Raw genomic sequence first — 23261 nt, 5'->3', positions numbered from 1 at the left:
GCGGGTGTTGGGAGCACCCCGGTTTTCGAAGGCCTCGGTAGGGCGATTCATCAACGGTGCCCACCTAGACCCCTATTGGCGGTCGTGACACGCTGCCGGAAACCTTCCCCCGTACAGATGGAATGATGTTCGTCGGTCACCGATCGGCAGGCACCACCAATCAGTTCCTTTGGGAGGACAGTTGATGCTCAGGACACTAACGAAGGCAGCGCTCGCCACGACGATGATCGTCGGCTTCGCCGCCTCCGCTTCGGCGGCGGACACCAATCTGCAGGAGATGGCGCAGGACGCCTCGCAGTGGGTGATGCCGACGGGCAATTACGCGAACTGGCGGTATTCCTCGCTCGATCAGATCAACAAGGACAACGTCAAGAACATGGTCCCCGCCTGGACCTTCTCGACGGGCGTCCTGCGCGGCCACGAGGGCAACCCGCTCGTGATCGGCGACACGATGTATGTCCATACGCCGTTCCCGAACATCGTCTACGCGCTCGACCTGAAGAACGACGGTGCGATCAAGTGGCGCTACGAGCCGAAGCAGGATCCGAACGTCATTCCGGTGATGTGCTGCGACACGGTCAACCGCGGCGTCGCCTATGCCCCGGCCGGTGACGGCCATCCGGCGCTCGTCATCCTCGACCAGGCCGATGCGACGCTGGTGGCGCTGAACGCCGACACCGGCGACGTCGTATGGTCCGTCAAGAACGGCGACCCGTCCAAGGGCGAGACCGGGACCGCGGCGCCCTACGTGATCAAGGACAAGGTCCTGGTCGGCATCTCCGGCGGCGAGTTCGGTGTGCGCGGCCGCATGACGGCATACAACCTGAAGGACGGGAAGGAAGCCTGGAAGGCCTACTCGACCGGCCCCGACAAGGAGATGCTGATCGACCCGCAGAAGACCACCGAACTCGGCAAGCCGGTCGGCAAGGACTCCTCGCTGAAGACCTGGAAGGGCGATCAGTGGAAGATCGGCGGCGGCGGCACCTGGGGCTGGATCGCCTATGACCCGGACCTGAACATGGTCTATTACGGCTCGGGCAACCCCTCGACCTGGAACCCGGCGCAGCGTCCGGGCGACAACAAGTGGTCGATGACCATCAACGCCCGCGACCTCGATACCGGCGAGGCGAAGTGGGTCTATCAGATGACCCCGCACGACCAGTGGGACTATGACGGCGTCAACGAGATGATCCTCGCGGACATCACCGTCGACGGCAAGCAGCACAAGGGCCTCGTCCACTTCGACCGCAACGGCTTCGTCTACGAGCTCGACCGCAAGACCGGCGCCCTGCTGATGGCCAAGAAGTACGACCCGGCGGTGAACTGGGCCTCCAAGGTCGACATGGATCCGAACTCCAAGACCTACGGCCGGCCGCTCGTCAACGAGAAGTACTCGACCGAGGCGAACGGCGAGGACAACAACACGACCGGCATCTGCCCGGCGGCGCTCGGCACCAAGGACGAACAGCCGGCGGCCTATTCGCCGGACACCAAGCTGTTCTACGTGCCGACCAACCACGTCTGCATGGACTACGAGCCGTTCCGCGTCGCCTACACGGCCGGACAGCCCTATGTCGGTGCGACCCTGTCGATGTATCCCGCGCCGAACAGCCATGGCGGCATGGGCAACTTCATCGCCTGGGATCCGGACCAGGGCAAGATCGTCTGGTCGCTGCCCGAGCAGTTCTCGGTCTGGTCGGGCGCCCTCGCCACCAAGGGCGGCGTCGTCTTCTACGGCACGCTCGAAGGCTATCTGAAGGCGGTCGACGCCAAGACGGGCAACGAACTCTACAAGTTCAAGACCCCGTCGGGCATCATCGGCAACGTCATGGCCTATCAGCACAACGGCAAGGAATATGTCGGCATCCTCTCCGGCGTCGGCGGCTGGGCGGGCATCGGCCTCGCTGCGGGCCTCACCGATCCGAATGCCGGCCTCGGCGCCGTCGGCGGCTATGCGGCCCTGTCGAAGTACACTGCGCTGGGCGGTCAGCTGACGGTCTTCACCGTCCCCGACCAGACGGCTTCGAAGTAACGCCAGGCGACGGCCGGCGCCGCCCGAAAGGAGGCGCCGGCCTTCGATGTTCAGAGGGCCCGCTGTCAGGCACGACCTCGACGCCGGGCTCTCGTCTTGAACGGCGGGCCGTCCGCCCCCGTCCCGCAGCTCACGATTCCGGTTCCGGCCAGGGCAGGCGCGGACCTGCACGATCCACGAGGTTTGAATGTCAAAACAGTTGTACGCGTTCGCCGCGGCCGTCCTTCTTTCGACGACCGGTCTGGCTCTCGCCCAGGGCGGCACGACGATCGTTCCGGCCGGCCAGTCCGCCGATGCAGGGACCAAGGGCGCGGCAGCTCAGCCGGCGGCGACAGGTCAGACCAGCCAGGGGAACCAGGCGAGCCAGGGTGCGGGCGCTGCGGCGACCGGACAGGCGGCGACGTCGTCCTCGGATGCGTCCGGCCAGGCCTCTGCCGGCTCGGACCAGAAGAAGATGTCCGACGTCAAGACCATGCAGCCGGACAAGTCGCCGTCGAAGGACACCGCCACCGAGGGCAACTTCCCGACCGTCGGCGATCTCGGCGAGGCCAAGGACCCGGCGGGCAACCCCACCTACGACATCTCTGCCGACGGCAAGTTCGACTGGTACACCTGGCGCGGCTACAAGAAGTTCATGGCGAACTGCATGCAGTGCCACGGTCCCGACGGCCTCGGCTCCTCCTTCGCGCCGAACCTCACCGACCAGCTGACGAATCTGAGCTATTACGATTTCGCCGGTATCGTCGTCGGCGGCCAGAAGAACAAGTGGAACCCGTCGGGCAATTCGGTCATGCCGGCCTGGGGCAACGACCCCAACGTGATGTGCTCGCTCGATGCGATCTACATCTATCTGCGGGGCCGGGCCGACGGCGTCGTGCCGCGCGGCGAGCCGAAGCCGCACGCCGCCAACAAGGAGGCTCAGAAACAGGAATATTCCTGCCTAGGATTCTGACATGACGACAGCCCTTTCGAAGCTTCTCCTCGGGATTGCGGGCGCGTTTGCGCTCGCCGTTCCCATGCAAGCCTCGGCTCAGGTCGACCGGCAATTCGGCGGCGAGATCGAGCTCGTGGATCCGGACGTTCTCCGGGTCTGCGCCGATCCCAACAACATGCCGTATTCGAACCAGAAGGAGCAGGGCTTCGAACAGGCGCTGGCGCGGTTCCTGGCGGGAAAGCTCGGCCGCAAGTCGGTCGCCTATACCTACTTCCCGCAGGCCACCGGCTTCGTGCGGATGACGCTCGGAGCCAATCTCTGCGACGTCATCATGAGCTATCCGCAGGGCGACGAACTCGTCCAGAACACCAACGCCTACTACCGGACGGCCTATACGCTGGTCTATCCGAAGGGCGGTGACCTCGCGGGAGTGACGACGCTCGAGGATCCGAAGCTGAAGGGCAAGAAGATCGGTATCGTCGCCGGGACGCCGCCCGCCACCTATCTAGCGAAGGCGGGGCTGATCGCGGACGCCAAGTCCTATCCCCTCGTGATCGACACGCGCATCGACAATTCCGCCAAGGCGATGATCGACGACCTCGGCAAGGGCGTCATCGATGCGGCCGTGCTGTGGGGGCCGATGGCGGGCTATTATGCCAAGCAGTCGGGCAAGAACTACGCCGTCGTCCCGCTGACGCACGAGACGGTGAAGGGCCCGGCGACCGTCTTCCGCATCACCATGGGCGTCCGACCGACCGACCAGCAGTGGAAGCGGACGCTGAACCGGGTGATCGCCGAGAACCAGGACGCGATCAACGAGATTCTGCTGTCCTATGGCGTTCCGCTCCTGACCGAGCAGGACAAGCCGATCCTGTCGAAGAACGGCAAGACACCGCAGGCGGCGCCCGGTCCCGAGACGATGAAACCCGCCACGCCCGCCGCCGCTTCGCCGGCTTCGACCGAGGCCAAGCCGGCCCCGGGGAACGGATGAGGTCGAGCGGGTGGCGAGGACCAGGATCGTGAGGCTTCGCCGGCCCGGCCAGGCGGTGTCGATCACCGGAGCCGTGTTTCTGGCCGTTGCCGCTGCTGCCGCCCCGTCCGCCGGCGCGGCGAAAGAGGCGACGCATGCCGCGACGCCATCCCCGGTACCACGGTCCGTTCCCGAGCCGAGCGGCTATCGCATGCAGGACTACAAGGGTCCGACGCCGTCGACGCTGACCGGCGGGCGGGTGCTCGACACGGCGCAGGCGAAACGGCTGCACGATGCGGGCGTCCCCTTCATCGACGTGCTGCCGCGCGCGCCGAAGCCGAAGGGCCTGCCGAAGGGGACGATCTGGCGTCCCGAGCCCCGCAAGGACATTCCCGGCTCCATCTGGCTGGTCGACACCGGCTACGGCGCGCTCGCGCCGACGATGCAGGCCTATTTCCTCGACGGGCTGAAGAGGGCGACGAAAGGCGACAAGAGCCGGCCGATCGTCTTCTACTGCAAGCGGCACTGCTGGATGAGCTACAATGCCGCCAGGCGCGCCATCGCTGCCGGGTACACCAGCGTCGACTGGTATCCCGATGGCACGAACGGTTGGGCGGAGGCGGGATACGCGCTGCAGCCGAACGAGCCGCAGCCGCGTCCGGACGAATAGGCGCGACCGGCAGCGATCCGGCGGCTTGCCTTGCATCGTCGGCCGTCCCATCCTTCGTTCTCCGAGTGACCATGCCAGTGGCCGGCGAGGGGGAGAGGGGACTTCCTCTCGCTCGCGCGGCACGGCAGCCGAGGCCCAAACCCCGTTGAGCACGCTCTTCGACCGACTGGACGACGCTGCCGCACCGCAGCCACCGGAGATCCGCCCGGGGCGGCGGATCGCCGGCCGTGTCCTCGGCCTCTACGCCGCGCATGGCCGCGGCTTCGAGACGAGACCGGCCGCGAGTCTGGAGCTCGGCTTCGACGGCATCCCCGGCGATCGCCACAGTGGCGCCACGCGGCGCTCGGGCGGGCGCGAACCCTGGTATCCCCGCGGGACCGAGATCCGCAACGACCGTCAGCTGTCGATTCTCTCTGCGGAGGAGCTTCAGGCGCTGGCGTGCGACCTCGGGGTGGAGCGGCTTGCGCCGGAATGGCTCGGCGGCAATCTCCTCGTCGAGGGCATCCCGCAGCTCTCGCTGCTGCCGCCCCGCACGCTCCTGTTCTTCGCTTCGGGGGCGGTGCTGAAGGTCGACGGCGACAACGCGCCCTGCCGCGTTGCGGGCCGCGCCGTCGCAGAGAAGACCGGCCGGGCCGAGATCGAGTTCGACTTCGTCAAGCGCGCCCGCCGCCGCCGCGGCCTCGTCGCCTATGTCGAGCGGCCGGGCGCGATCGGCGGAGACGACAGGTTCGAGGCGCGTATCCCCGAACAATGGATCTATTCCGCCGGATGAGCGAGCGCGGCGCGGCGCACGCCTCTCGCCGCATCGACGCGCCGCTCCATCTTCGCCGGTCACGCCACTGCCTGGCGGGGAGCCGCCATGCAACCGATCGCCTCCATCAAGACGGTCCTGAAGGACACGTTCACCGTCTCCGGCAATCCGATGCCCTGGAAGAACGTGGCGGCGACGCTCGCCGCGGTCGGTGCCCCGCCGCTCGTCTGCCTGCTCCTCCTCGGCCGCACCGGCGTCGTGGCGCTGATCGCGTCGCTGCCGGCCCATCTCGCCTCCAAGGACGCCGGCACCGCCATTGCGGGGCTGATCGTCCTGGCGACGGGGCTCGCGGGCTTCGTCAGTCTCGGCCAGCCGGACATGGCGCTCCTGGTGACGCCGTGCCTGGCGGCCGCGACGGCGATCGCCGGTGGCTTCGGCCGTGCGCGGCCGGTGGTCCGGGCGCTGATTCCCTGGGCGATCTTCACGAGCCCGCTCCTGCCGATGCACGAGCCGGAGACGCTGTTCGTCGTCTATATCGGCGCGATGATCTGGAGCCTTTTCGTCACCCGGCTCTGCGGGCTCGCCGAGACGCTGCCGCCGGAAGAGGCGGAGAGCACCGACTATGCCGCGGTGTTCGGCGTGATCTTCGCCATCGGCCTGACGGTGTCGGTCTATATCGGGCAGCATCATTTCGGCCGGCACGGCTTCTGGATGCCGCTGTCCTTCGTCGCGCTGTGCCTGCCGCCGCATGGCGCGCTGTTCTCTCGCACCGTCCAGCGCGTGGTGGGGACCGTCATCGGCACGCTGGTCATCTTCGCCGCCGGAAGCCTCGCGCCGGGCAGCTGGTGGCTCGCGGGGCTGGGAGTCGTCTCGCTGCCGCTCGCCTTCCGCCTCATCCCGATGAGCTACACGGCCTTCATCACGCTGTTGACGGTCGCGATCCTCGCCTTCCTGAACCTCGTCTCCAGCCTCGACACGCTGGCCTTCCAGCGCGTCGCCGCGATGGCTGCCGCGGCGGCGCTGACGGGCGCGCTGGCGGCCGTCGGTGGGCTCGTCCTGTATCTCTGGAAGCCGGAGGCCTTCCGCGCCCTGCAGGGCAACTGAACGTCACTCCGCCTCTTCGTCCGGGGCGCCTGCGTCTTCACCCGGCTCTCCATCGCCCGGCGCCGCGTCCTCCGTTTCTTCGCCGGTCACCTGCCGCGCGGAGCCCCATTGGCTCAGCACGGCGTTGATGTCGTCGAGGACGAAGAAGCGCGCGGCGTCCCGGTCGTAGCCCTCGTCCATCAGCGCGTCGTAGTCGGTGTGCATGTGCCGGACATGGGCGACGGCGGCGAGCCAGACGGCGGCCTCCGGTGACAGGGTCCGCATGTGTTTGGCGCGCGCCGCCTCGCGGATCGCCTCTGCGTCGAGAAATGGCGCGCGGGGGATCGTCGCCGTCAGCGCGCGGGCGATCCGCTTCTGCCGCTCCGTCGCCACCGGATCAGCCGGCCGGCTCGGGCGAGGGGGAGTCGACGGTTGCGAAATACGGCTTGATGTCGAGGAGCGGGGTTCCGTCGAGAACGTCGATGGCGTCGATCTCCAGACGTCCGGATGTCTGGTCGATGCCGACGATCCTCGCGAGATGGAGCCCGATCGGGTTCGGCCGCACCGGCGAGCGCAGCGTGAAGGTGCCCCGCGGCCCATCGGCATGGCGCGGCACCTGCAGCGCGAGGTCGCGCTGCGCCCGGTCGAGCCAGGTGAGGCAGAAGATCCAGGCTCCCGCCTCAAGGCCGGGGAGCGCCTCCCGCCACGGCGCATCCACCTCCACTGCCGCCGGCTGGCCGGCCTCGAGCGCCGCCCGGCGGTTCTTCGGACAGCCCGCGCGGCTTACCCAGGACGAGCGGATCCGGCCGATGAAGACAAGGCCGGCATCGTCATAGGCGACCGCCTCGCGATCGAAGCGCTTCTCGCCTGGCCTCGGCGCGCGGAACGATGGATCGGACACGGTCACATCGCCTCCGCGACTCGTCCCGTTGGCACCGATGCCGCGCCGAGTCCGGCCGGCACGCCGAAAACCGGCTTGCAGCCGTGCGCAGTATCACATAAAGATATGTTTATGTCGTGATCGAGCCTGGTGATGTTGGACATCCGCACATTCCCTTTCGAACCGCTGGTCGACGCCCTGAAGGCGGTCGCCGAGCCGACGCGCCTGCGGCTGGTGATCCTCCTGTCGCAGTTCGACCTGACCGTCAGCGAGCTTACGGCGATTCTCGGCCAGTCGCAGCCGCGGATTTCGCGGCATCTGAAGCTCCTGGTCGAGTCCGGCCTGGTGGTGCGCTACCAGGAAGGCGCCTGGGCGTACTTCCGCGTGTCCGATGATGCCGCTAGTGCCGGCCTCGTGCGCTCGCTCATCGGCTGGACCGACGAGGCGGACCCGGTGATCCAGCGCGACGCCGAGCGGCTGGAGGCGGTGCGCAGCCAGCGGGCCCGGCGCGCGGCGGACTATTTCGCCCGCAATGCCGAAAGCTGGGACCGCATCCGCGCATTGCATGCCTCCGACACGGAGGTGGAGGCGGCGCTGCTCGCAGCTCTCGGCCGCAAGCGGATCGGCACGCTGCTCGACATCGGCACCGGCACGGGCCGGATGCTGGAACTCCTCGCGCCGCGCTGCGAGCGCGCGGTCGGCATCGATGCCTCGCGGGAGATGCTCGGCGTCGCAAGGGCCAAGCTCGATGCCGCCGGCATCGCCAATGCGCAGGTCCGCCTCGGCGACGTCTATCACCTGCCGGTGGAGCGGCACGGCTTCGATCTCGTCGTGATCCATCAGGTGCTGCACTTCCTCGACGATCCGGCCGCGGCGATCCGCGAGGCGGCGGGCGCGCTGTCCGTCGGCGGCCGGCTGGCGATCATCGACTTCGCGCCGCACCAGCTGGAGTTCCTGCGTTCCGAGCACGCGCATCAACGGCTCGGCTTCTCCGACGAGACGCTGCGCGCCTATGTCGAGGCGGCCGGCCTGGAACCGCTCTCCACCGACCATCTCGTGTCGACCGGCGGCGAGACCGGCGATCTGACCGTCACCATCCTGATCGCCGAAGATCCGCAGCGCCTCGTCGCCGGATCGGCCGCCGACCGCGAAACCGTTTCCAGCTGAGAAGGGCCTCTTTCATGAGCCAGATCAACGCGCTGCCGGCCTCCGGCATCAACGTCTCCTTCGAGTTCTTCCCGCCGAAGACCGACAGGATGGAGGAGACGCTCTGGCGCTCGATCGAGCGCCTGGCGCCGCTCGGGCCCCACTTCGTCTCCGTCACCTACGGCGCCGGCGGCTCGACGCGGGAGCGCACCCACCACACCATCGAGCGCATCCTGAAGGAGACGAGCCTGACGCCGGCGGCGCATCTGACCTGCGTCGACGCCTCGCGCGAGGAGGTGGACGAGGTCGTGCGCCAGTATCGCGACACCGGCGTGAAGCATTTCGTCGCCCTGCGCGGCGACAGCCAGGACGGCGTCGGGCAGGCCTACGTGCCGCGCGCCGACGGCTATCGCAACGCCGCCGAACTGATCGCCGGCATGCGCGCCATCGACGACTTCGAGATCTCCGTCTCGGCCTATCCGGAAAAGCACCCGGAGAGCCCGGACTTCGCCACCGACATCGATCTGTTGAAGCGCAAGGTCGACAACGGCGCGACGCGGGCGATCACCCAGTTCTTCTTCGACAACGAAGTGTTCGAGCGCTACGTCGAGCGGGTGCGCCGGGCCGGCATCTACATCCCGATCGTCCCGGGCATCGTGCCGATCCACGACTTCACCAAGGTCTCGCGCTTTTCCAAGGCCTGCGGCGCGGCGATCCCGGCCTGGCTTGCCGAGCGCTTCGAGGGGCTGGAAGAGGACGAGCAGACCCGCAGCCACGTCGCGGCCGCCTTCTGCGCCGAACAGGTGCTGGATCTCACCCGTCGCGGCATTTCCGACTTCCACTTCTACACGATGAACCGGGCGGATCTCGTCTATTCGATCTGCCACATCCTCGGCCTTCGGGCGCGGCAGCCTGCGTCAGCCGGCGCGGAAGCCGCGGCAGCCTGATCGCCGCCCCTAGCTTCTCCACGCCCGATAACGGTGTCAGGATACGGAAAGAGCCGGGGCATGATGCTCCGGCTCTTCTGTTGTCTGTGCCCCGCCGGGCGGTGCCGCCCGGTCGGATCCGATCTTACGGAAGATAGCCCGCGAGCATCGCCACGACGAAGGCGAAAGCGGCGCAGATCATCAACAGGTTCAACGAACGCGTCAGTTCCATAGTATCGGCTCCCTGTTCGAACCAAATCCGAAGGCTAATGAAATCCCTGCATTCGTAAAGCGAATTCGTTGCTGCAGTGCGCGCATGAATCCACTGCCGCGTCCGAAGCACCTGACGCATAAGGTGATGCAGGTGCGAGACATCCGTGCGGAATGTCCTGAGCCGGACAGCAGAACTCCGAGCCGCGGTTCATTCTGTCACAGTATCGCCGCAGGAACAGGTGTCAGCGCGCCGCGAGCAACGGCTCGATCAGCGCGCCGATCGCCAGGGCTTCGCGGTCGCGCCCGAACCGGGTGACGATACTGACGCCGAGCGGCAGGCCGTCGGGCGTGCGCAGTCCCGGCACGTTGACGACGGGGTTGCCGGTCAGCGTCCAGAGCTTGTTCATGATCGGATCGCCGGTCGAGCCGAGCCCCTTCGGCGCCGGGCCGAGGGCCGAGGGAACGAGCAGCGCGTCGAGGCTCGCAAACAGCGCCGTCGCAGCCTTGCGCCCGAGCCGAGCGGCCCGCCGAGCGGCGTCGTAGTCGGCGGGTTCGATCGCCGCGCCGGCGTCGAGCGCCGCGAGGATCTTCGGCCCCATCCGCCCGCGGTGCTGCGTGCGCTCGTGGAACAGCGCCTGCGCCGCCTCGAAGCCCTGGACGGTGCCGTGCGCATCGCGCGCGGCGGCCATCACCTCGGGCTCGGCGACGTCGACGAGTCGTGCGCCGGCGGCTTCGATGCGCCTCGCCGCGATCTCCCAGGCTTCGCGCATCGACGGATCGAGATCGTGGTCATGCGTGCTGCGGTAAAGGCCGACCGTCAGCCCGCTCGCATCCGCGGAGGCGGGCGCCGCGAGCGCCCGGCCGGTGATACGCTCGGCCAGCAGCGCGACGTCCGCAACGCCCGCCGCGAACAGCCCGGCGGTGTCGAGCGACCAGGCGAAGGTCTTCATGCCGACGGTGGGCAAGAGCCGGAAGCTCGGCTTGTAGCCGGCAATGCCGCAGAACGACGCGGGACGGATCACCGAGCCGCCGGTCTGCGAGCCGAAGGCGCCGGCGACCATGCCGGCAGCCACCGCCGCCGCCGATCCCGAGGAGGAGCCGCCGGGCGTGTGGTCCGGGTTGTGCGGATTGCAGGTCTTGCAGGGATCCATCGAAGCGAACTCGGTGGTCGCTGTCTTGCCGAGCACCGCCGCGCCTCGGGCTCGCGCCATGGCGACGAGCGGCGCGTCCGCGAGAGGCTGGTGGCCGCGATAGATCCGTGAGCCGTGTTCGGTGGGCATGTCGGCGGTCTCGAAGATGTCCTTGACCCCGATCGGCACACCCGCCAGCGGACCGGACGCGGCGTTGGCGGCCGCAAGGCTCGCCTCCGGGGCCCGGGCGACGAAGGCACCGACCGCGGCGTCGACGGCATCGATCCGCTCCTGCGCCCGCGCAAGGCTCGCCGCAACCGTCAGCCGGCCGGCGTCGAGATCGGCGAGAAGGGCGGCAAGCGAGATCGGTGCTGCGTGCATGGAACGTCTCCAACGGATGCGATGCCAACGGCATAGGGCGGAGGATGGTCGGCGGGCAAGCGCGGCGTTGCGGCCGGCCGATGGACGTCCTCGGGGACTGCGGCCGGGCGCCGGTGAAGCGGCGGAGCGGTTGCGCCTTTCGGCCGGATTGCCCTAGGTGGCCTTCGCGTCGGCCATTCCGAGCGGTGAGAGAGGTATCCGTGCAGACATTTTCGACGGCGAAGGACGCCGCTCTGACGCTGCGCCCCGACGCGCCGGTCTACTGCTTCCGTCCGGCCGTGCTCGCCGCCGACACGAAGGCCTTCATGGAGGCCTTTCCGGGCGATACCGCCTATGCCGTGAAGACCAACGGCGAGCCGATGGTGCTCGAAACGGTCGCCAGGGCCGGCGTCACGATCTTCGACGTCGCCTCTCCCGGCGAATTCGCCGCCGTCCGGGCCGCCAAGCCGGATGCCGAGATGCTCTATATGCATCCGGTCAAGGCGCAGTCGGACATCCGCCTGGCGCTCGAGACCTACGGCATCCGCGTTCTGGCGCTCGACCACGAGGACGAGATTGCCAAGATCCTCAGGATCGTGCGGGCCCTCGACCTCGACCCCGGCACGATCACGCTGTTCGTGCGCATCCAGACCAAGGGCCATGCGGCCTACGAGCTCTCGAAGAAGTTCGGCGCGGCGCCCGCCCATGCCGTGGAACTCCTGCAGCGCTGCAACAGGATCGGCTTCAAGACCGGCATCTGCTTCCATGTCGGCTCGCAGATCGAGGACCCGGACACCTACGAACGGGCGCTCGCCTCGGCCGACTGGGTGCGCTCCCGGGCCGCCGTGCCGCTCGCCGGGCTCGATGTCGGCGGCGGCTTCCCGGCGGAGTACGGCCACGATCCGCGCCGCAAGGTCCGCGAGATGCCGGGCTTCGGCCAGATCATGTCGCGGCTGCGCTCGGATATCGTGGAATGGGGCTTCGACGAAATGCCGCTCGTCGCCGAGCCGGGCCGGGTGGTCGTCGCGCGCGCCTTTTCGCTGATCGTCCGCGTGCTCCTTCGGAAGGGCCGGCGGCTCTACATCAACGACGGCATCTGGTCGTCGCTGTCGGATAGCTGGACCGGCAAGATCACGCTGCCCGCCCGCTTCATCCCCGACCCGGCGCGCACGACCCGCACCGGCGATCCGAAGAAGATCGGCGCCTTCAAGGTGTGCGGCGCGACCTGCGATTCGGTCGACATCCTGTCGCGGCCGTTCTGGCTGCCGGAGACGGTCGACACCGGCGACTGGATCGAGATCGGCCATATCGGCGCCTATTCGCTGTCGCTGAGGACCCGCTTCAACGGCTTCTATCCCGACACCTTCGTCGAGGTGACGACGCCCTTCGACGAGGGCGGGGCGGCGGAGGGCTATGCGAGCCTGGAGACGATGGCGGATTGATCCGATCGCCGGGGCACTAGATCAGGGGTCAAAGCCGCCGATGCGCGGCACCGAACTTCCAGGGATCAACGCCATGCCACAGACCGACACCGTCAATCGCCGCCTGCTTCTCGCCGAGCGCCCGAAGGGCGAGCCGACCCGCTCCACCTTCCGCCTTGAGGAGGCCGCCGTGCCGGAGCCGGGCGCGGGCGAGATGCTGCTGCGCACGGCCTTCCTGTCGCTCGACCCCTATATGCGTGGGCGTCTCAGTGACGCGCCCTCCTATGCCAGGCCGGTGGAGATCGGCGAGGTGATGGTCGGCGGCACCGTCGCCCGGGTCGTGCGCTCGAACTTGGACGGCTTCGCCGAGGGCGACTTCGTCCTCTGCGGCAATGGCTGGCAGGACTATGCGGTCTCGGACGGCAAGGGCGTGCAGAACCTCGGCCGCGATCCGAAGCACCCCTCCTGGTTCCTCGGCGTCCTCGGCATGCCGGGCTTCACCGCCTGGGCCGGACTGAAGGAGATCGGCGCGCCGAAGGAAGGCGAGACCGTCGCAGTCGCCGCAGCCACCGGGCCGGTCGGCGGCACCGTCGGGCAGATCGCCAGGCTTCTCGGCTGCCGCGTCGTCGGCATCGCCGGCGGACCCGAGAAATGCCGCCACGCGGTCGAGACGCTCGGCTTCGACGCCTGCGTCGATCACAAGGCGGAAGGCTTCGAAGCCGAGCTGAAGACGGCGGCGAAGGACGGGATCGACGTCTATTTCGAGAATGTCGGCGGCAAGGTGCTCGACGCGGTCCTGCCGCTCCTCAACACGGCGGCGCGCGTGCCGGTCTGCGGCCTCGTCTCGCAATACAACGCGACCGGCCTGCCGGAGGGGCCGGACCGGCTGAGCTGGCTGATGGGGCTGATCCTGCGGAAGCGGCTGACCATGCGCGGCTTCATCATCTTCCAGGACTTCGGCCACCTCTATCCGGACTTCGCCAGGGAGATGGGCGGCTGGGTCGAGGCCGGGAAGATCGCCTATCGCGAACAGGTGGTCGACGGGCTGGAGAGCGCGCCGGAGGCGCTGGCCGGGCTCCTCAGGGGCGAGAACTTCGGCAAGATGGTGGTGAAGGTCGGCGCCGCGGATTGAGCGGGCAAGGCGGAGATGGGTGGAGGAGTTGGGCTCGACCTCACCCCCCTTCCAAGCTGTCCTCGCTTTGCGGCCGATCAAGGCGCGGCGACGCCGCCTCGTCCATCAGGTCTGCCTATCGCTGCAGTGTTTGGTGTGAGCATGACCGCGCGTCACCGTTTTCCCGACTTGCCGCCCGTCTGGGCACTCCTGACCGCCATTCTCGAATGGCTGGCGGCGCGCTATGCGCCGCTCGGAAGCATCTGGAGCCCGCCGGCGGCCGTCTTCGGCCTCGTTCTGCTCCTTGGCGGCGTCGCCCTGGGGCTCTGGGCCGTGCTGTGGTTCCGGCGGCTGAAGACCACGATCGAGCCGGGGCATCGGCCGACCCGGCTGATCGTCGAGGGACCGTACCGGGTCAACCGCAACCCGATCTATTCGGGCATGACGCTGGTCCTCTTCGGCATGGCCCTGTGGCTGGGGGCGCTGTCGTCCTTCTTCTTCGCCGCGTTGTTTCCCATCATCATCCATCTCCGCTTTGTGCGCGGCGAGGAGTCGATGCTGCGCGAGACGTTCGGCGCCGAGGCGGAACGCTTCTTCGCCCGGACGCGGCGCTGGTGAGGCAGACGGTGAGCGGCGGGTCCGGCGCGCTCAACCGCCGGGGGAGGGCGTCGAGGCGCGGCAACGCCGCCGTTTGATCCCTCGGCCGCAAATCCTACTCTTCCCGCGATGATCCAGCCCATGTCTCCTCGTCGACCGGCGACCGCCCTGGCTGCCGGCCTCGTCCTTCTCATGCTGTCCTTCGTCTCGCTGGCGCAGGCTCAGACCGGCAACTCGCAAGGAGCGGCTGGCGGTCAGCCCGGTCGACCCGCCGCCGCCCCCGCTTCCGGAACGATGGTGGTCGCGACGCGCGAGGCGCCGCCCTTCGCGATGAAGGGCAAGGACGGAGAGTGGTCCGGCCTCTCGATCTGGCTGTGGGACCGGGTCGCCCGCGAGCTCGGGATCAAGTACCGCTTCGAGGAAGCCAGCCTGAAGGACATGATCGACGGGGTCGCCGACGGCCGCTTCGGCGCGAGCGTCGCGGCGATGACGATCACGCCGGAGCGCGAGAAGGTGGTCGACTTCACCCATCCCTTCATCTCGACCGGCTTCGGCATTGCCGTGAGGAAGACGGGTTCCGCCTGGCTCGCCGTCCTCTCCGGCGTCTTCACCTGGGGCTTCGTCCAGGCGGTGCTGGCGCTGGCCGCGCTTCTCGGCTTTGTCGGCTTGCTGTTCTGGCTCGTCGAACGGCACGACAATCCCAAGGAGTTTGGCGGAACGGCGCTGCGCGGCATCGGCTCGGGGTTCTGGTTCTCGGCGGTGACGATGACGACGGTCGGCTACGGCGACAAGGCCCCACGCACCAAGGCCGGGCGCGTCATCGCGCTGGTCTGGATGTTCGGCGCGATCCTGATCATCTCGACCTTCACCGGAATGATCGCCTCGGCGCTGACCACGGATCGCCTGACGGGAGCGGTCAGCGGGCCGAACGACCTGCCGAACGTCTCGGTCGGCTCGGTTCCCGGCTCGTCGAGCGAGGGATGGCTGACCGCCCAGCATGTCGGGTTCCAGGGCTATGCGTCCGTCGAGGCTGGTCTCGCCGCGCTCGCACGAGGCGACATCGACGCCTTCGTCTATGACAAGCCGCTGCTCCAGTACCGCATCAACAACGCGCATCAGGACGCGCTGACGGTACTCCCCGGCACCTTCGGCCGGCAGGACTATGGCATCGCCCTGCCGGAGGACAGCCCGCTGCGGGACCGGGTCAATGTGAGCCTGCTGCAGATCATCGAGAGCGATGCCTGGAGCGACCGGCTGTTCAAGGCGCTGGGCGACGGCGAACGGTGAGACCACCACGCCTGAGCAGGAGGCGCGATAACCGCGACGCGGCCGGAACCGCGTCGCGGCGCGGACGGGCGTTCGGCTGCCGGCCCGCCGCAGAAGACCTCGTCAGCCGCTCGTCAGTTCGTCCGCATGCGCGACCTCGGCCCGGTGCCGATCCACGAAGGCCATGATCTTGCCGAGCGTCATGCCGTTCCCGCCGAAGCCGCTCCAGGGCTTGAAGTCCGGAACGTGCAGCACGCTCTCCGGGTCGAGCTTCAGGATCCGGATCAGAACCGAGGCGACGATGGCGCCGCCGACGCCGGTCAGGCGTCCGCCGCCTTGCTCGCCCGCCTCCTGCAGGCAGTAGTACCAGAGCGGCGTCTTGCTGACATGATGGTCGGTGAGCGCCTTCGGCGGCGGCAGTTCGGCGATGCGCAGATGGCGCGCGACCTGTTGGCCCGAGGGCAGGAGGTAGGTGCCCCGGTCCCGCAGGATGTTGCGGAGCGCGAGTTTCTTCGCCTGCGCGACCCCAAGGTCGAGACCGAGAAACTTGATCGTCTTGGTGACGAAGGGCAGTTCGTAGAGCGACGGCGCCATATGCGGTCCGATCGGAGTCGCCTTCTGCGGCGTGCTGCCGTTGATGGCGAAGAACTGGTCGAAGGCGATGTCCGCCTCGCCGGTGCGCCGTTCGAAGCCGCGCATGGCGAAGAGATCCACCGCGTGGCCGTTCTTCAGCGTGTATTGCGGGCGGACCGTGGCATGGCCGAAGCGATAGGCGGCGCCGGAGAACTCGACCGGCATGATCGGCCCCAGATCGTGGAACGGATCGTGCGCGAGCGCGGAATCGATGACCGACTGCGCGACGAAAGCCGGCAGGAGGTCGTGCAGGACCAGGTACTGGTAGTGCAGCCGGATGAATCGCCGCACCTGCTCGAACGTCATCAGATGCGGCGGGACGACGTCCTGCCACACGTCGCTGCGGATGTTCATCGTGGCGCAGTCGTGCACGTCGGACCTGGTCGTCTGCTGGTTCTCGACCTGGCTCATCAGGATGTTGTGCAGGCAGATGAAGGCGCCCTGGATCTGGCTGACGATGATGTTCTCGTCGTTGCGCGGATCGCCGATCAGGGCACGGCCGCGGTCGTTGCGGGCGAGGTCGGACGGGTTGTCCTTGCGGCCGAACAGGAGGTAGCCGTCGTACTTCTCCGAATAGATGTGCGGCGAGCCGTCCGGGCCGTCGCCATAGATGTTGTCGAGGTCGAGCGCCGGCGTGCGGACGTTGCGGATCGACCGCGGATCGAGCGTGGTCCCGATCGCGCTCTGCGCGTCGAGCGTGATGTCGTGATCGACGAACTGGCCGAAGAAGGTCATGCCGGCGTCAGCGTGGCCGTCGCTCGGCGAGGAGGTCTTCATGCTGTCGGCGAGCGCGATATAGGCGTCGGCGACCGTCTGGGGCGAAAGCGCGCCGGTCAGCGGGTTCTCCGGCAGCAGCCGGCCGAACACGTTGGGGAACGGCAGGCTCGCGGCGCGGCCGTCCAGACTTTCCTTCACGAGATGATCGACCCGGGTCAGGCCATGGAACGACTGCGACATGGGAGGGCTCCTCGACCAGTTAACTCTACGGAAGCTAGCACTGGTTTATTCCGGCCGCAATCCAACCGCTGGTAATGATCGTCCGTCTTCTGGTTAAACTACTGATCGGCGCCGACCCGAAGACGCTGTGCGCAAGACGATCAGCCGAGCCTGGTGGTGCAGTCTGTTTGGAAATGCGGGCTTGAGCTTGCGGTATCAAAGGTGGCGGCGGACAAATCGTCGCAAAAGCCGGGTGGGCGCTTTCGCCGCACCCGCCGCAGCCCTATCTCCACCGGCATGATCAAGCCGCAGGACCTGCTCTGCCCGGCGCCGGAAGGCCTCTACTGTCCGCCCGGCGACTTCTACATCGACCCCGTCAGGCCGGTGGAGCGGGCGCTCGTCACCCACGGCCACGCCGACCATGCCCGCAGAGGCAATGCCAGGGTCATGGCGACGCGCGAGACGCTCGCCATCATGGCGCTGCGCTACGGCGAGGATTTCTGCGCCGAGCGCCAGGAAGCGGCGCTCGGCGAGACCGTTCGCATCGGCGACGTCACCGTCTCCTTCCATCCCGCCGGCCACGTGCTCGGCTCGGCGCAGATCGCGGTGGAATGGCAGGGGCTGCGGATCGTCGCCTCCGGCGACTACAAGCGCCGCGCCGACCCGACCTGCCGGGGCTTCGAGCCGGTGCCCTGCCACGTCTTCATCACCGAGGCGACGTTCGCGCTGCCGGTCTTCCGGCATCCGCAGACGGGGGAGGAGGTGGAGAAGCTCCTCGCCTCGGTGCGGCAGTTTCCCGAGCGCACGCACCTCGTCGGCGCCTATGCGCTCGGCAAGGCGCAGCGGGTGATCAAGGAACTGAGGGACGCCGGCTACGACGATCCGATCTACATCCACGGCGCGCTGAAGAAGCTCTGCGACTTCTACCAGAGCGAAGGCATCGACCTCGGAGACCTGCGGCCGGCAACGATCGAGAAGGGCGGCAAGGGAGATTTTGCCGGCGCGATCGTCGTCGGGCCGCCTTCGGCCTTTGCCGACCGCTGGGCCCGGCGCTTTCCCGATCCGGTCGCGTGCTTTGCCTCCGGCTGGATGCGGGTGCGCCAGCGGGCCCGCCAGCGCGGGGTCGAGTTGCCGCTGATCATCTCGGACCATTGCGACTGGGACGAACTCGTCGACACGATCGACGAGATCCGGCCGGAAGAGGTCTGGGTGACGCATGGCCGCGAGGAGGCGCTGGTGCGCTGGTGCGAGCTGAGCCAGATCCGCGCCCGCCCGCTCCACCTCGTCGGCTATGAGGACGAGGCGGAATAGGCGAGGGCTCTCCTGCGTCGAGGCGGCGGACGCGTCAGGCCCGCTGCCCGCGGCCGGCGGCGAACGCCCGGCAGGCGTCGCCGAAGGCGGTGAAGATCGCCCGCGACGGCGCATCGATCTCCGCCCAGTATTCCGGATGCCACTGGACACCGAGGGCAAAGGCCTTGGCACCCTTCACCGACACGGCTTCGACCGTGCCGTCCGGCGCCGTCGCCTCGACCGCGAGACCCTCCGCCAGGCGGTCGATCGCTTGGCGGTGCAGCGAGTTGACGCGGATGGCGTCGCGGCCGACGATGCCGGCAAGGACACCGCCCTCGGTGAGCGCCACGTCGTGGCGCACGGTGTAACGCTCCCGCTGGTCGTCATGGGTGATCGCCCGGTGGTCCATGCGGCCGGCGATCTCCTGAATCTCGGTGGCGAGCGTGCCTCCCAGCGCGACGTTCAGTTCCTGATGGCCGCGGCAGACGCAGAGCAGCGGCACGCCCTGCTCCACAGCGCCTTTGATCAGCGCCGCGGTCAGGCGGTCGCGGTCGGGGTCGAAGGGCTCATGCGCAGCGCTCGGCGGCACGCCGTAGCGCTCCGGATGGACGTTGGAGGCCGACCCGGTCATCAGCAGCCCGTCGACGCGCCCAAGCAATGCCTCCACCGAGAAGGCCTGGACCATGGCCGGAACGATCACCGGCACGGCTCCCGCGACGCTCGTCAGCGCCTTCAGATAGGTGTCGGGCGTCGCATGCCAGCGGTAGTTCTCGAAGTCGCGGACGTCCGCCGGCACGGCGACGAGGATGGGAGAAGCGGTCATGGGAATCCGGGTGCTCGCGGGATTGGCCGCGAGATAAGCGCTTTGCGCACGCTTGTCGACGCATGGGCCTCGCGCTTGAGCCCCTCGCGGCGACCGAGGCGGGCGCCGCCGCCTTGATCCCGGTGGCACTGGTTGCGCCGGCTGCGCAGACGGCGGACTTCAGCGGGTGCGACGATGGCTCAGCGGTCGGGGGCGTAGCGTTTGACCAGATGCGTCCAGTCGCTTGTGGTCGTCAGCTTCAGGATCTCGGTGTTCATCGGCTCGGCGAGGCGCGAATCCTGCGGAAGCGCGAAGGTGACGAGGCTGGGGTTGGCCTGCGAGGGGGAAATCGTCAGATGGCTGCCGAGCGACTTCTCCGCCTGGCGCAGCAGCGAGACCGGCGCGACGGCGACATCGATCCGCCCGGCCTCGACGTCCTGCAGCGCGCCCTTGACGTCGTCATACGCCTTGAACGGCAGGTTCTCGGATTTGAGATAGGCGGCCGTCGCGCTGTCCTCGACGGCGCCGATCTGCTCGCCCTTCAGGTCCTGGGGCAGTTGCAGCCGGCCGATCTGCTGGAGGTTCGTGGCGGCGACGATCGAGGCCGTCAGCCCCGATGTGAGCGCCATGGCGACCAGCATCCACAGCATGGCGACGGCGCGGCCGAGCATCGTCTTCGGCGCCTTGTCGCCATAGCCGATCGTCGTCATGGTGACGCCCGACCACCAGAAGCCGTTGCCGATCCCGTGCAGCCAGCCGCGGAAGCGGCCGACCCCGTCCGACGCGGGGCCGAACTCCTCCTTGTTCGCCCGGTGTTCGATCGCCCACATGATCACCCCGACGATGAGGAGCAGCGTCGCGATGAGCAGCATGATGCGCAGGAACTGCCACGACAGGAACGCCTCGGCGACGCTGAGCGGATCGATGCTGCTCAAGCCGGCCGCGCCGAGCCGCGCGGTGAAGAAGGGCAGCGTGTAGTCGAGCTTTGCCTCCCCCTTCGGCGAGGCCGTCACCGGCAGTGCGAGGTCGACGGCGCCGGTCTCGACCGCCTGCGCCGGATCGCTCTTCAGCGGCACCCAATGAAAGGCGTAACCCTTCGCCTCGGCGATCATCCGCCACAGGTCGACGCCGATCCCGCTCCAGCCGCCGCTGCTCGACTGCATCGCGAAGGGCGGACGCTCGACGATGCCGACCTTCAGGTCCGGCACGCGGGCGGGGGCCGTGCCGGGAACGAGATCGGTCTGGGCGTTCGCAGGCGATGTCGAGGCCAGAGCGCCGAGAAGGGTCAGGATCAGCAGGAAGGAGCGAGCGGACATGCCTGCCGAACGTGCCGGGCCGGCTGGCGTTCCCGGCCGCGAACCGGCGGGCGGGTTGCGCCGCCGGCCCCGCCCGCAGAGGGGAGGCGCGGGCGTTGCCCGCCGCCCGCAGGATCAGAACTTCACCGCGATGCGGCCGGTGAGGCCGTTGCTGGAGACATCTTGCTTCCGCGGTGCCCGAGCGTGGATCCGCCATGCCGCGCGCTTGCCTTTTCATGCCCCATGCTTAAGGTCGCGCGCGAAAGCCGGCGGGAGGATCTGCGCGGCCCATCGACCGCGCCGCAGCATGAGGCGGCGCCGTGCATCTCGGGAGACAGTCATGGACAGGCGGAAATTCATCTCGGGCGCCGCGACGGGCGCCATCGGCATCGGTGCGGCCTCGACGCTCGCGGCGCCGGCGATCGCGCAGTCGAACCCGAAGATCCAGTGGCGGCTGACCTCGTCCTTCCCGAAATCGCTGGATACGCTTTACGGCGCCGCCAAGCGCTTCGCCGACCGGGTGCGCGAGGCGACCGACGGCAACTTCGAGATCGAGGTCTTCGCCGCCGGCGAGATCGTGCCGGGTGCCCAGGTTCTCGACGCAGTCCAGAACGGAACGGTCGAACTTGGCCAGACGGCCATGTACTACTATGTCGGCAAGAATCCCGCCTTCGCCTTCGGCACTGCCGTTCCGTTCGGGCTGAATGCGCGGCAGACCAACGCCTGGTTCTACGAAGGCGGCGGCAACGACCTGTTCAACAAGTTCCTCGCCAAGAGCGGCGTCTACGGCATGCCGGCGGGCGACACCGGCGCGCAGATGGGTGGCTGGTATCGCAAGGAGATCAAGACGGTCGACGACCTGAAGGGCCTGAAGCTCCGCATTGCGGGCCTGGCCGGCCGCGTCGTGCAGAAGCTCGGCGTCGTGCCGCAGCAGATCGCCGCCGGCGACATCTACGCCGCGCTGGAGCGCGGTACGCTGGACGCGGTCGAGTTCGTCGGCCCCTATGACGACGAGAAGCTCGGCTTCGTGAAGGTCGCCCCCTACTACTACTATCCGGCCTGGTGGGAGGGCGGCGCCAACCTCCATCACCTCGTCGGTCTCGACAAGTGGAACGCGCTGCCGAAGAAGTACCAGTCGCTGCTCCAGACGGCGAGCCAGGCGACGAACTGCGGCATGCTCGCCGACTACGACTACAAGAACCCTGCGGCGCTGAAGCGGCTCGTCGCGCAGGGGGCGAAGCTGCGTCCGTTCAGCCAGGACATCATGCAGGCGAGCTTCAAGGCGGCGCAGGAGCTGCACCGCGAGATCTCGGCCGAGAACGCCGACTACAAGGCGCTGCTGGAGAGCCAGAACGCCTACAAGAACGACGCCTTCCTGTGGGAGCAGATCGCCGAGTATTCCTACGACACCTTCATGATGATCAAGCAGCGCAACGGCGAGCTGATGAAGGGCTGAGGCCCCGAGATCGTTGGGGGCGCACGCGCTGCCCGGCCATCGTCGATCGCCGCAGCCGCGGCGGTCGGCCATCGCGCTGCACAGGGTCCGGCGGCTCGCCGCCGGCCCGCCGCCGAGGAAGTGCCCGCGAAGGAGGTCTTGCGCGGGGATGAACAGTCGCCTGGATGCAAAGCGATGGCGACGCTGAGGGAGAGTGATCCAGTATGGACCGCCGTAAGTTTATCAGGAATTCCGCAATCGGCGCCTTCGGGGCCGCGGGTGCGTCATCGCTCGCAGCGCCGGCGATCGCCCAGACGCAGCCGAAGGTGCAGTGGCGCTGCACCTCGTCCTTCCCGAAGTCGCTCGACACGATCTATGGCGGCGCGACCGACCTCGCCGACTACATCCGCGAGGCGACCGACGGCAATTTCGACATCCAGGTCTTCGCCGCCGGCGAAATCGTTCCCGGCCTGCAGGCCGCCGACGCGGTGATCGATGGCACCGTCCAGATGTGCCACACCGCCTCGTACTACTATGTCGGCAAGGACCCGACCTATGCGCTCGGCGCCACGATCCCGTTCACGCTGAACGCGCGCGGCCTCAACGCCTGGCTCTATTACGGCCAGGGCATCGACCTCCTGAACGAGTACTTCAACGGTCTCGGCATGCAGTACATGCCGGGCGGCAACACCGGCACCCAGATGGGAGGCTGGTTCCGCAAGGAGATCAAGACCGTCGAGGATCTGAAGGGCCTGAAGATGCGCATCGCGGGCCTTGCCGGCCAGGCGATGCAGAAGCTCGGCGTCGTGCCGCAGCAGATCGCCGGCGGCGACATCTACCCGTCGCTGGAGAAGGGCGTCATCGACGCGGCCGAGTGGATCGGTCCCTATGACGACGAGAAGCTCGGCTTCTACAAGGTCGCCCCCTACTACTACTATCCCGGCTGGTGGGAGGGGAGCCTGGCGCTCTGCTTCTTCTCCAACAAGGGCGAGTTCGACAAGCTGCCGAAGGCCTATCAGAGCCTGCTTTCGACGGCCGCCAAGGCGACCAACGTCATGATGCTCGCCGAGTACGACTACAAGAACCCGGCGGCGGTGAAGCGGCTCGTGGGCCAGGGCGCCAAGCTGCGCCCGTTCAGCCAGGAGATCATGGAGGCGAGCTTCAACGCCACCCAGGAGGTCTACAAGGAGATCAACGCCAAGAACGCCTCCTTCAAGAAGATCTACGACTCCATGGTGGCGTTCCGGAACGACGAATATCTCTGGGACCAGGTCGCCGAATACACCTTCGACACCTTCATGATGATCAAGCAGCGCGAGGGTGCGCTGAAGGTCCAGGGCTGAGCGGCTCCGCCATCCGCCTTTGACGATCCTTGATCGA

General features: G+C 68.0%; 21 protein-coding genes. 15 read left to right on the top strand and 6 right to left on the bottom strand.

Annotated elements, in window-relative coordinates; all coding sequences use genetic code 11:
- Positions 1 to 184: 184 nt before the first annotated feature.
- The 6 genes from AB5S17_RS03640 (at position 185) to AB5S17_RS03615 (ending at position 6461) form a co-directional block, all read left to right on the top strand.
- Positions 185 to 2032, top strand: coding sequence for a methanol/ethanol family PQQ-dependent dehydrogenase (locus tag AB5S17_RS03640; RefSeq protein ID WP_369236266.1), 1848 nt, complete (start codon positions 185 to 187; stop codon positions 2030 to 2032).
- A 187-nt stretch (positions 2033 to 2219) separates the two neighbouring features.
- A complete protein-coding gene (locus tag AB5S17_RS03635; protein WP_369236264.1) occupies positions 2220 to 2984 on the top strand; it encodes a c-type cytochrome in 765 nt (254 codons plus the stop codon).
- A 64-nt stretch (positions 2985 to 3048) separates the two neighbouring features.
- Entirely contained in the window at positions 3049 to 3957 is a 909-nt protein-coding gene (locus AB5S17_RS03630) for a substrate-binding domain-containing protein (protein WP_369237373.1), read from the top strand.
- Between the two features lie 28 nt (positions 3958 to 3985).
- Entirely contained in the window at positions 3986 to 4606 is a 621-nt protein-coding gene (locus tag AB5S17_RS03625) for a PQQ-dependent catabolism-associated CXXCW motif protein (RefSeq protein WP_369236262.1), read from the top strand.
- Between the two features lie 145 nt (positions 4607 to 4751).
- Complete coding sequence (locus AB5S17_RS03620) at positions 4752 to 5378, top strand: MOSC domain-containing protein (protein WP_369236260.1); 627 nt, start codon at positions 4752 to 4754, stop codon at positions 5376 to 5378.
- An 87-nt stretch (positions 5379 to 5465) separates the two neighbouring features.
- Positions 5466 to 6461, top strand: a complete 996-nt coding sequence (locus AB5S17_RS03615; RefSeq protein ID WP_369236258.1) for an FUSC family protein — start codon at positions 5466 to 5468, stop codon at positions 6459 to 6461.
- Between the two features lie 3 nt (positions 6462 to 6464).
- On the opposite strand, the gene AB5S17_RS03610 is transcribed toward AB5S17_RS03615, so the two are convergent.
- Both AB5S17_RS03610 and AB5S17_RS03605 read right to left on the bottom strand, forming a co-directional pair.
- Positions 6465 to 6833, bottom strand: a complete 369-nt coding sequence (locus AB5S17_RS03610; RefSeq protein WP_369236256.1) for a DUF2293 domain-containing protein — start codon at positions 6831 to 6833, stop codon at positions 6465 to 6467.
- 4 nt (positions 6834 to 6837) lie between these two features.
- Positions 6838 to 7341 carry an SAM-dependent methyltransferase gene (locus tag AB5S17_RS03605; RefSeq protein ID WP_369236254.1) on the bottom strand — a complete coding sequence of 168 codons (504 nt, stop codon included), beginning with the start codon at positions 7339 to 7341 and terminating at the stop codon, positions 6838 to 6840.
- Between the two features lie 132 nt (positions 7342 to 7473).
- On the opposite strand from AB5S17_RS03605, the gene AB5S17_RS03600 reads away from it, so the two are divergent.
- Positions 7474 to 8487 carry an ArsR/SmtB family transcription factor gene (locus AB5S17_RS03600; RefSeq protein ID WP_369236252.1) on the top strand — a complete coding sequence of 338 codons (1014 nt, stop codon included), beginning with the start codon at positions 7474 to 7476 and terminating at the stop codon, positions 8485 to 8487.
- 14 nt (positions 8488 to 8501) lie between these two features.
- A complete protein-coding gene (gene metF, locus AB5S17_RS03595; RefSeq protein WP_369236250.1) occupies positions 8502 to 9413 on the top strand; it encodes a methylenetetrahydrofolate reductase [NAD(P)H] in 912 nt (303 codons plus the stop codon).
- A gap of 434 nt (positions 9414 to 9847) precedes the next feature.
- Here the strand turns inward: metF and AB5S17_RS03590 are convergent, their stop codons facing one another.
- Positions 9848 to 11116 (bottom strand): amidase, encoded by a 1269-nt coding sequence (locus tag AB5S17_RS03590; protein WP_369236248.1) that lies wholly within the window; start codon positions 11114 to 11116, stop codon positions 9848 to 9850.
- A gap of 200 nt (positions 11117 to 11316) precedes the next feature.
- Between AB5S17_RS03590 and AB5S17_RS03585 the strand changes: the two genes are divergently transcribed.
- The 4 genes from AB5S17_RS03585 (at position 11317) to AB5S17_RS03570 (ending at position 15511) form a co-directional block, all read left to right on the top strand.
- Positions 11317 to 12537: an alanine racemase gene (locus AB5S17_RS03585; RefSeq protein WP_369236246.1), complete on the top strand. Its 1221-nt coding sequence runs from the start codon at positions 11317 to 11319 to the stop codon at positions 12535 to 12537.
- Positions 12538 to 12610: 73 nt separating this feature from the next.
- A complete protein-coding gene (locus tag AB5S17_RS03580) occupies positions 12611 to 13648 on the top strand; it encodes an NADP-dependent oxidoreductase (RefSeq protein WP_369236244.1) in 1038 nt (345 codons plus the stop codon).
- Between the two features lie 141 nt (positions 13649 to 13789).
- Positions 13790 to 14245, top strand: a complete 456-nt coding sequence (locus AB5S17_RS03575) for an isoprenylcysteine carboxylmethyltransferase family protein (protein ID WP_369236242.1) — start codon at positions 13790 to 13792, stop codon at positions 14243 to 14245.
- A 120-nt stretch (positions 14246 to 14365) separates the two neighbouring features.
- Complete coding sequence (locus AB5S17_RS03570; RefSeq protein ID WP_369236240.1) at positions 14366 to 15511, top strand: transporter substrate-binding domain-containing protein; 1146 nt, start codon at positions 14366 to 14368, stop codon at positions 15509 to 15511.
- A 102-nt stretch (positions 15512 to 15613) separates the two neighbouring features.
- Here AB5S17_RS03570 and AB5S17_RS03565 read toward each other — a convergent pair whose 3' ends face one another.
- Positions 15614 to 17080, bottom strand: a complete 1467-nt coding sequence (locus tag AB5S17_RS03565) for a peroxidase family protein (RefSeq protein ID WP_369236238.1) — start codon at positions 17078 to 17080, stop codon at positions 15614 to 15616.
- A gap of 279 nt (positions 17081 to 17359) precedes the next feature.
- On the opposite strand from AB5S17_RS03565, the gene AB5S17_RS03560 reads away from it, so the two are divergent.
- Positions 17360 to 18370 (top strand): ligase-associated DNA damage response exonuclease, encoded by a 1011-nt coding sequence (locus AB5S17_RS03560; protein ID WP_369237371.1) that lies wholly within the window; start codon positions 17360 to 17362, stop codon positions 18368 to 18370.
- A gap of 34 nt (positions 18371 to 18404) precedes the next feature.
- Here the strand turns inward: AB5S17_RS03560 and AB5S17_RS03555 are convergent, their stop codons facing one another.
- Positions 18405 to 19172, bottom strand: coding sequence for a gamma-glutamyl-gamma-aminobutyrate hydrolase family protein (locus tag AB5S17_RS03555; protein WP_369236236.1), 768 nt, complete (start codon positions 19170 to 19172; stop codon positions 18405 to 18407).
- Between the two features lie 179 nt (positions 19173 to 19351).
- The gene (locus AB5S17_RS03550; protein ID WP_369236234.1) at positions 19352 to 20467 is read right to left on the bottom strand and encodes a transporter substrate-binding domain-containing protein; all 1116 of its coding nucleotides are present in this window, start codon (positions 20465 to 20467) and stop codon (positions 19352 to 19354) included.
- A 319-nt stretch (positions 20468 to 20786) separates the two neighbouring features.
- Here AB5S17_RS03550 and AB5S17_RS03545 point away from each other — a divergent pair, with 319 nt between their 5' ends.
- Both AB5S17_RS03545 and AB5S17_RS03540 read left to right on the top strand, forming a co-directional pair.
- Complete coding sequence (locus tag AB5S17_RS03545) at positions 20787 to 21902, top strand: TRAP transporter substrate-binding protein (protein ID WP_369236232.1); 1116 nt, start codon at positions 20787 to 20789, stop codon at positions 21900 to 21902.
- Between the two features lie 203 nt (positions 21903 to 22105).
- Complete coding sequence (locus AB5S17_RS03540) at positions 22106 to 23224, top strand: TRAP transporter substrate-binding protein (protein ID WP_369236230.1); 1119 nt, start codon at positions 22106 to 22108, stop codon at positions 23222 to 23224.
- The last annotated feature ends 37 nt before the right edge of the window (positions 23225 to 23261 follow it).

Source organism: Jiella sp. M17.18, from assembly GCF_041027365.1.
Taxonomy (GTDB): domain Bacteria; phylum Pseudomonadota; class Alphaproteobacteria; order Rhizobiales; family Rhizobiaceae; genus VKMB-3413.
The sequence above is the reverse complement of the archived record's forward strand: the minus strand, read 5'-3'. Positions and strand labels throughout refer to the sequence as shown.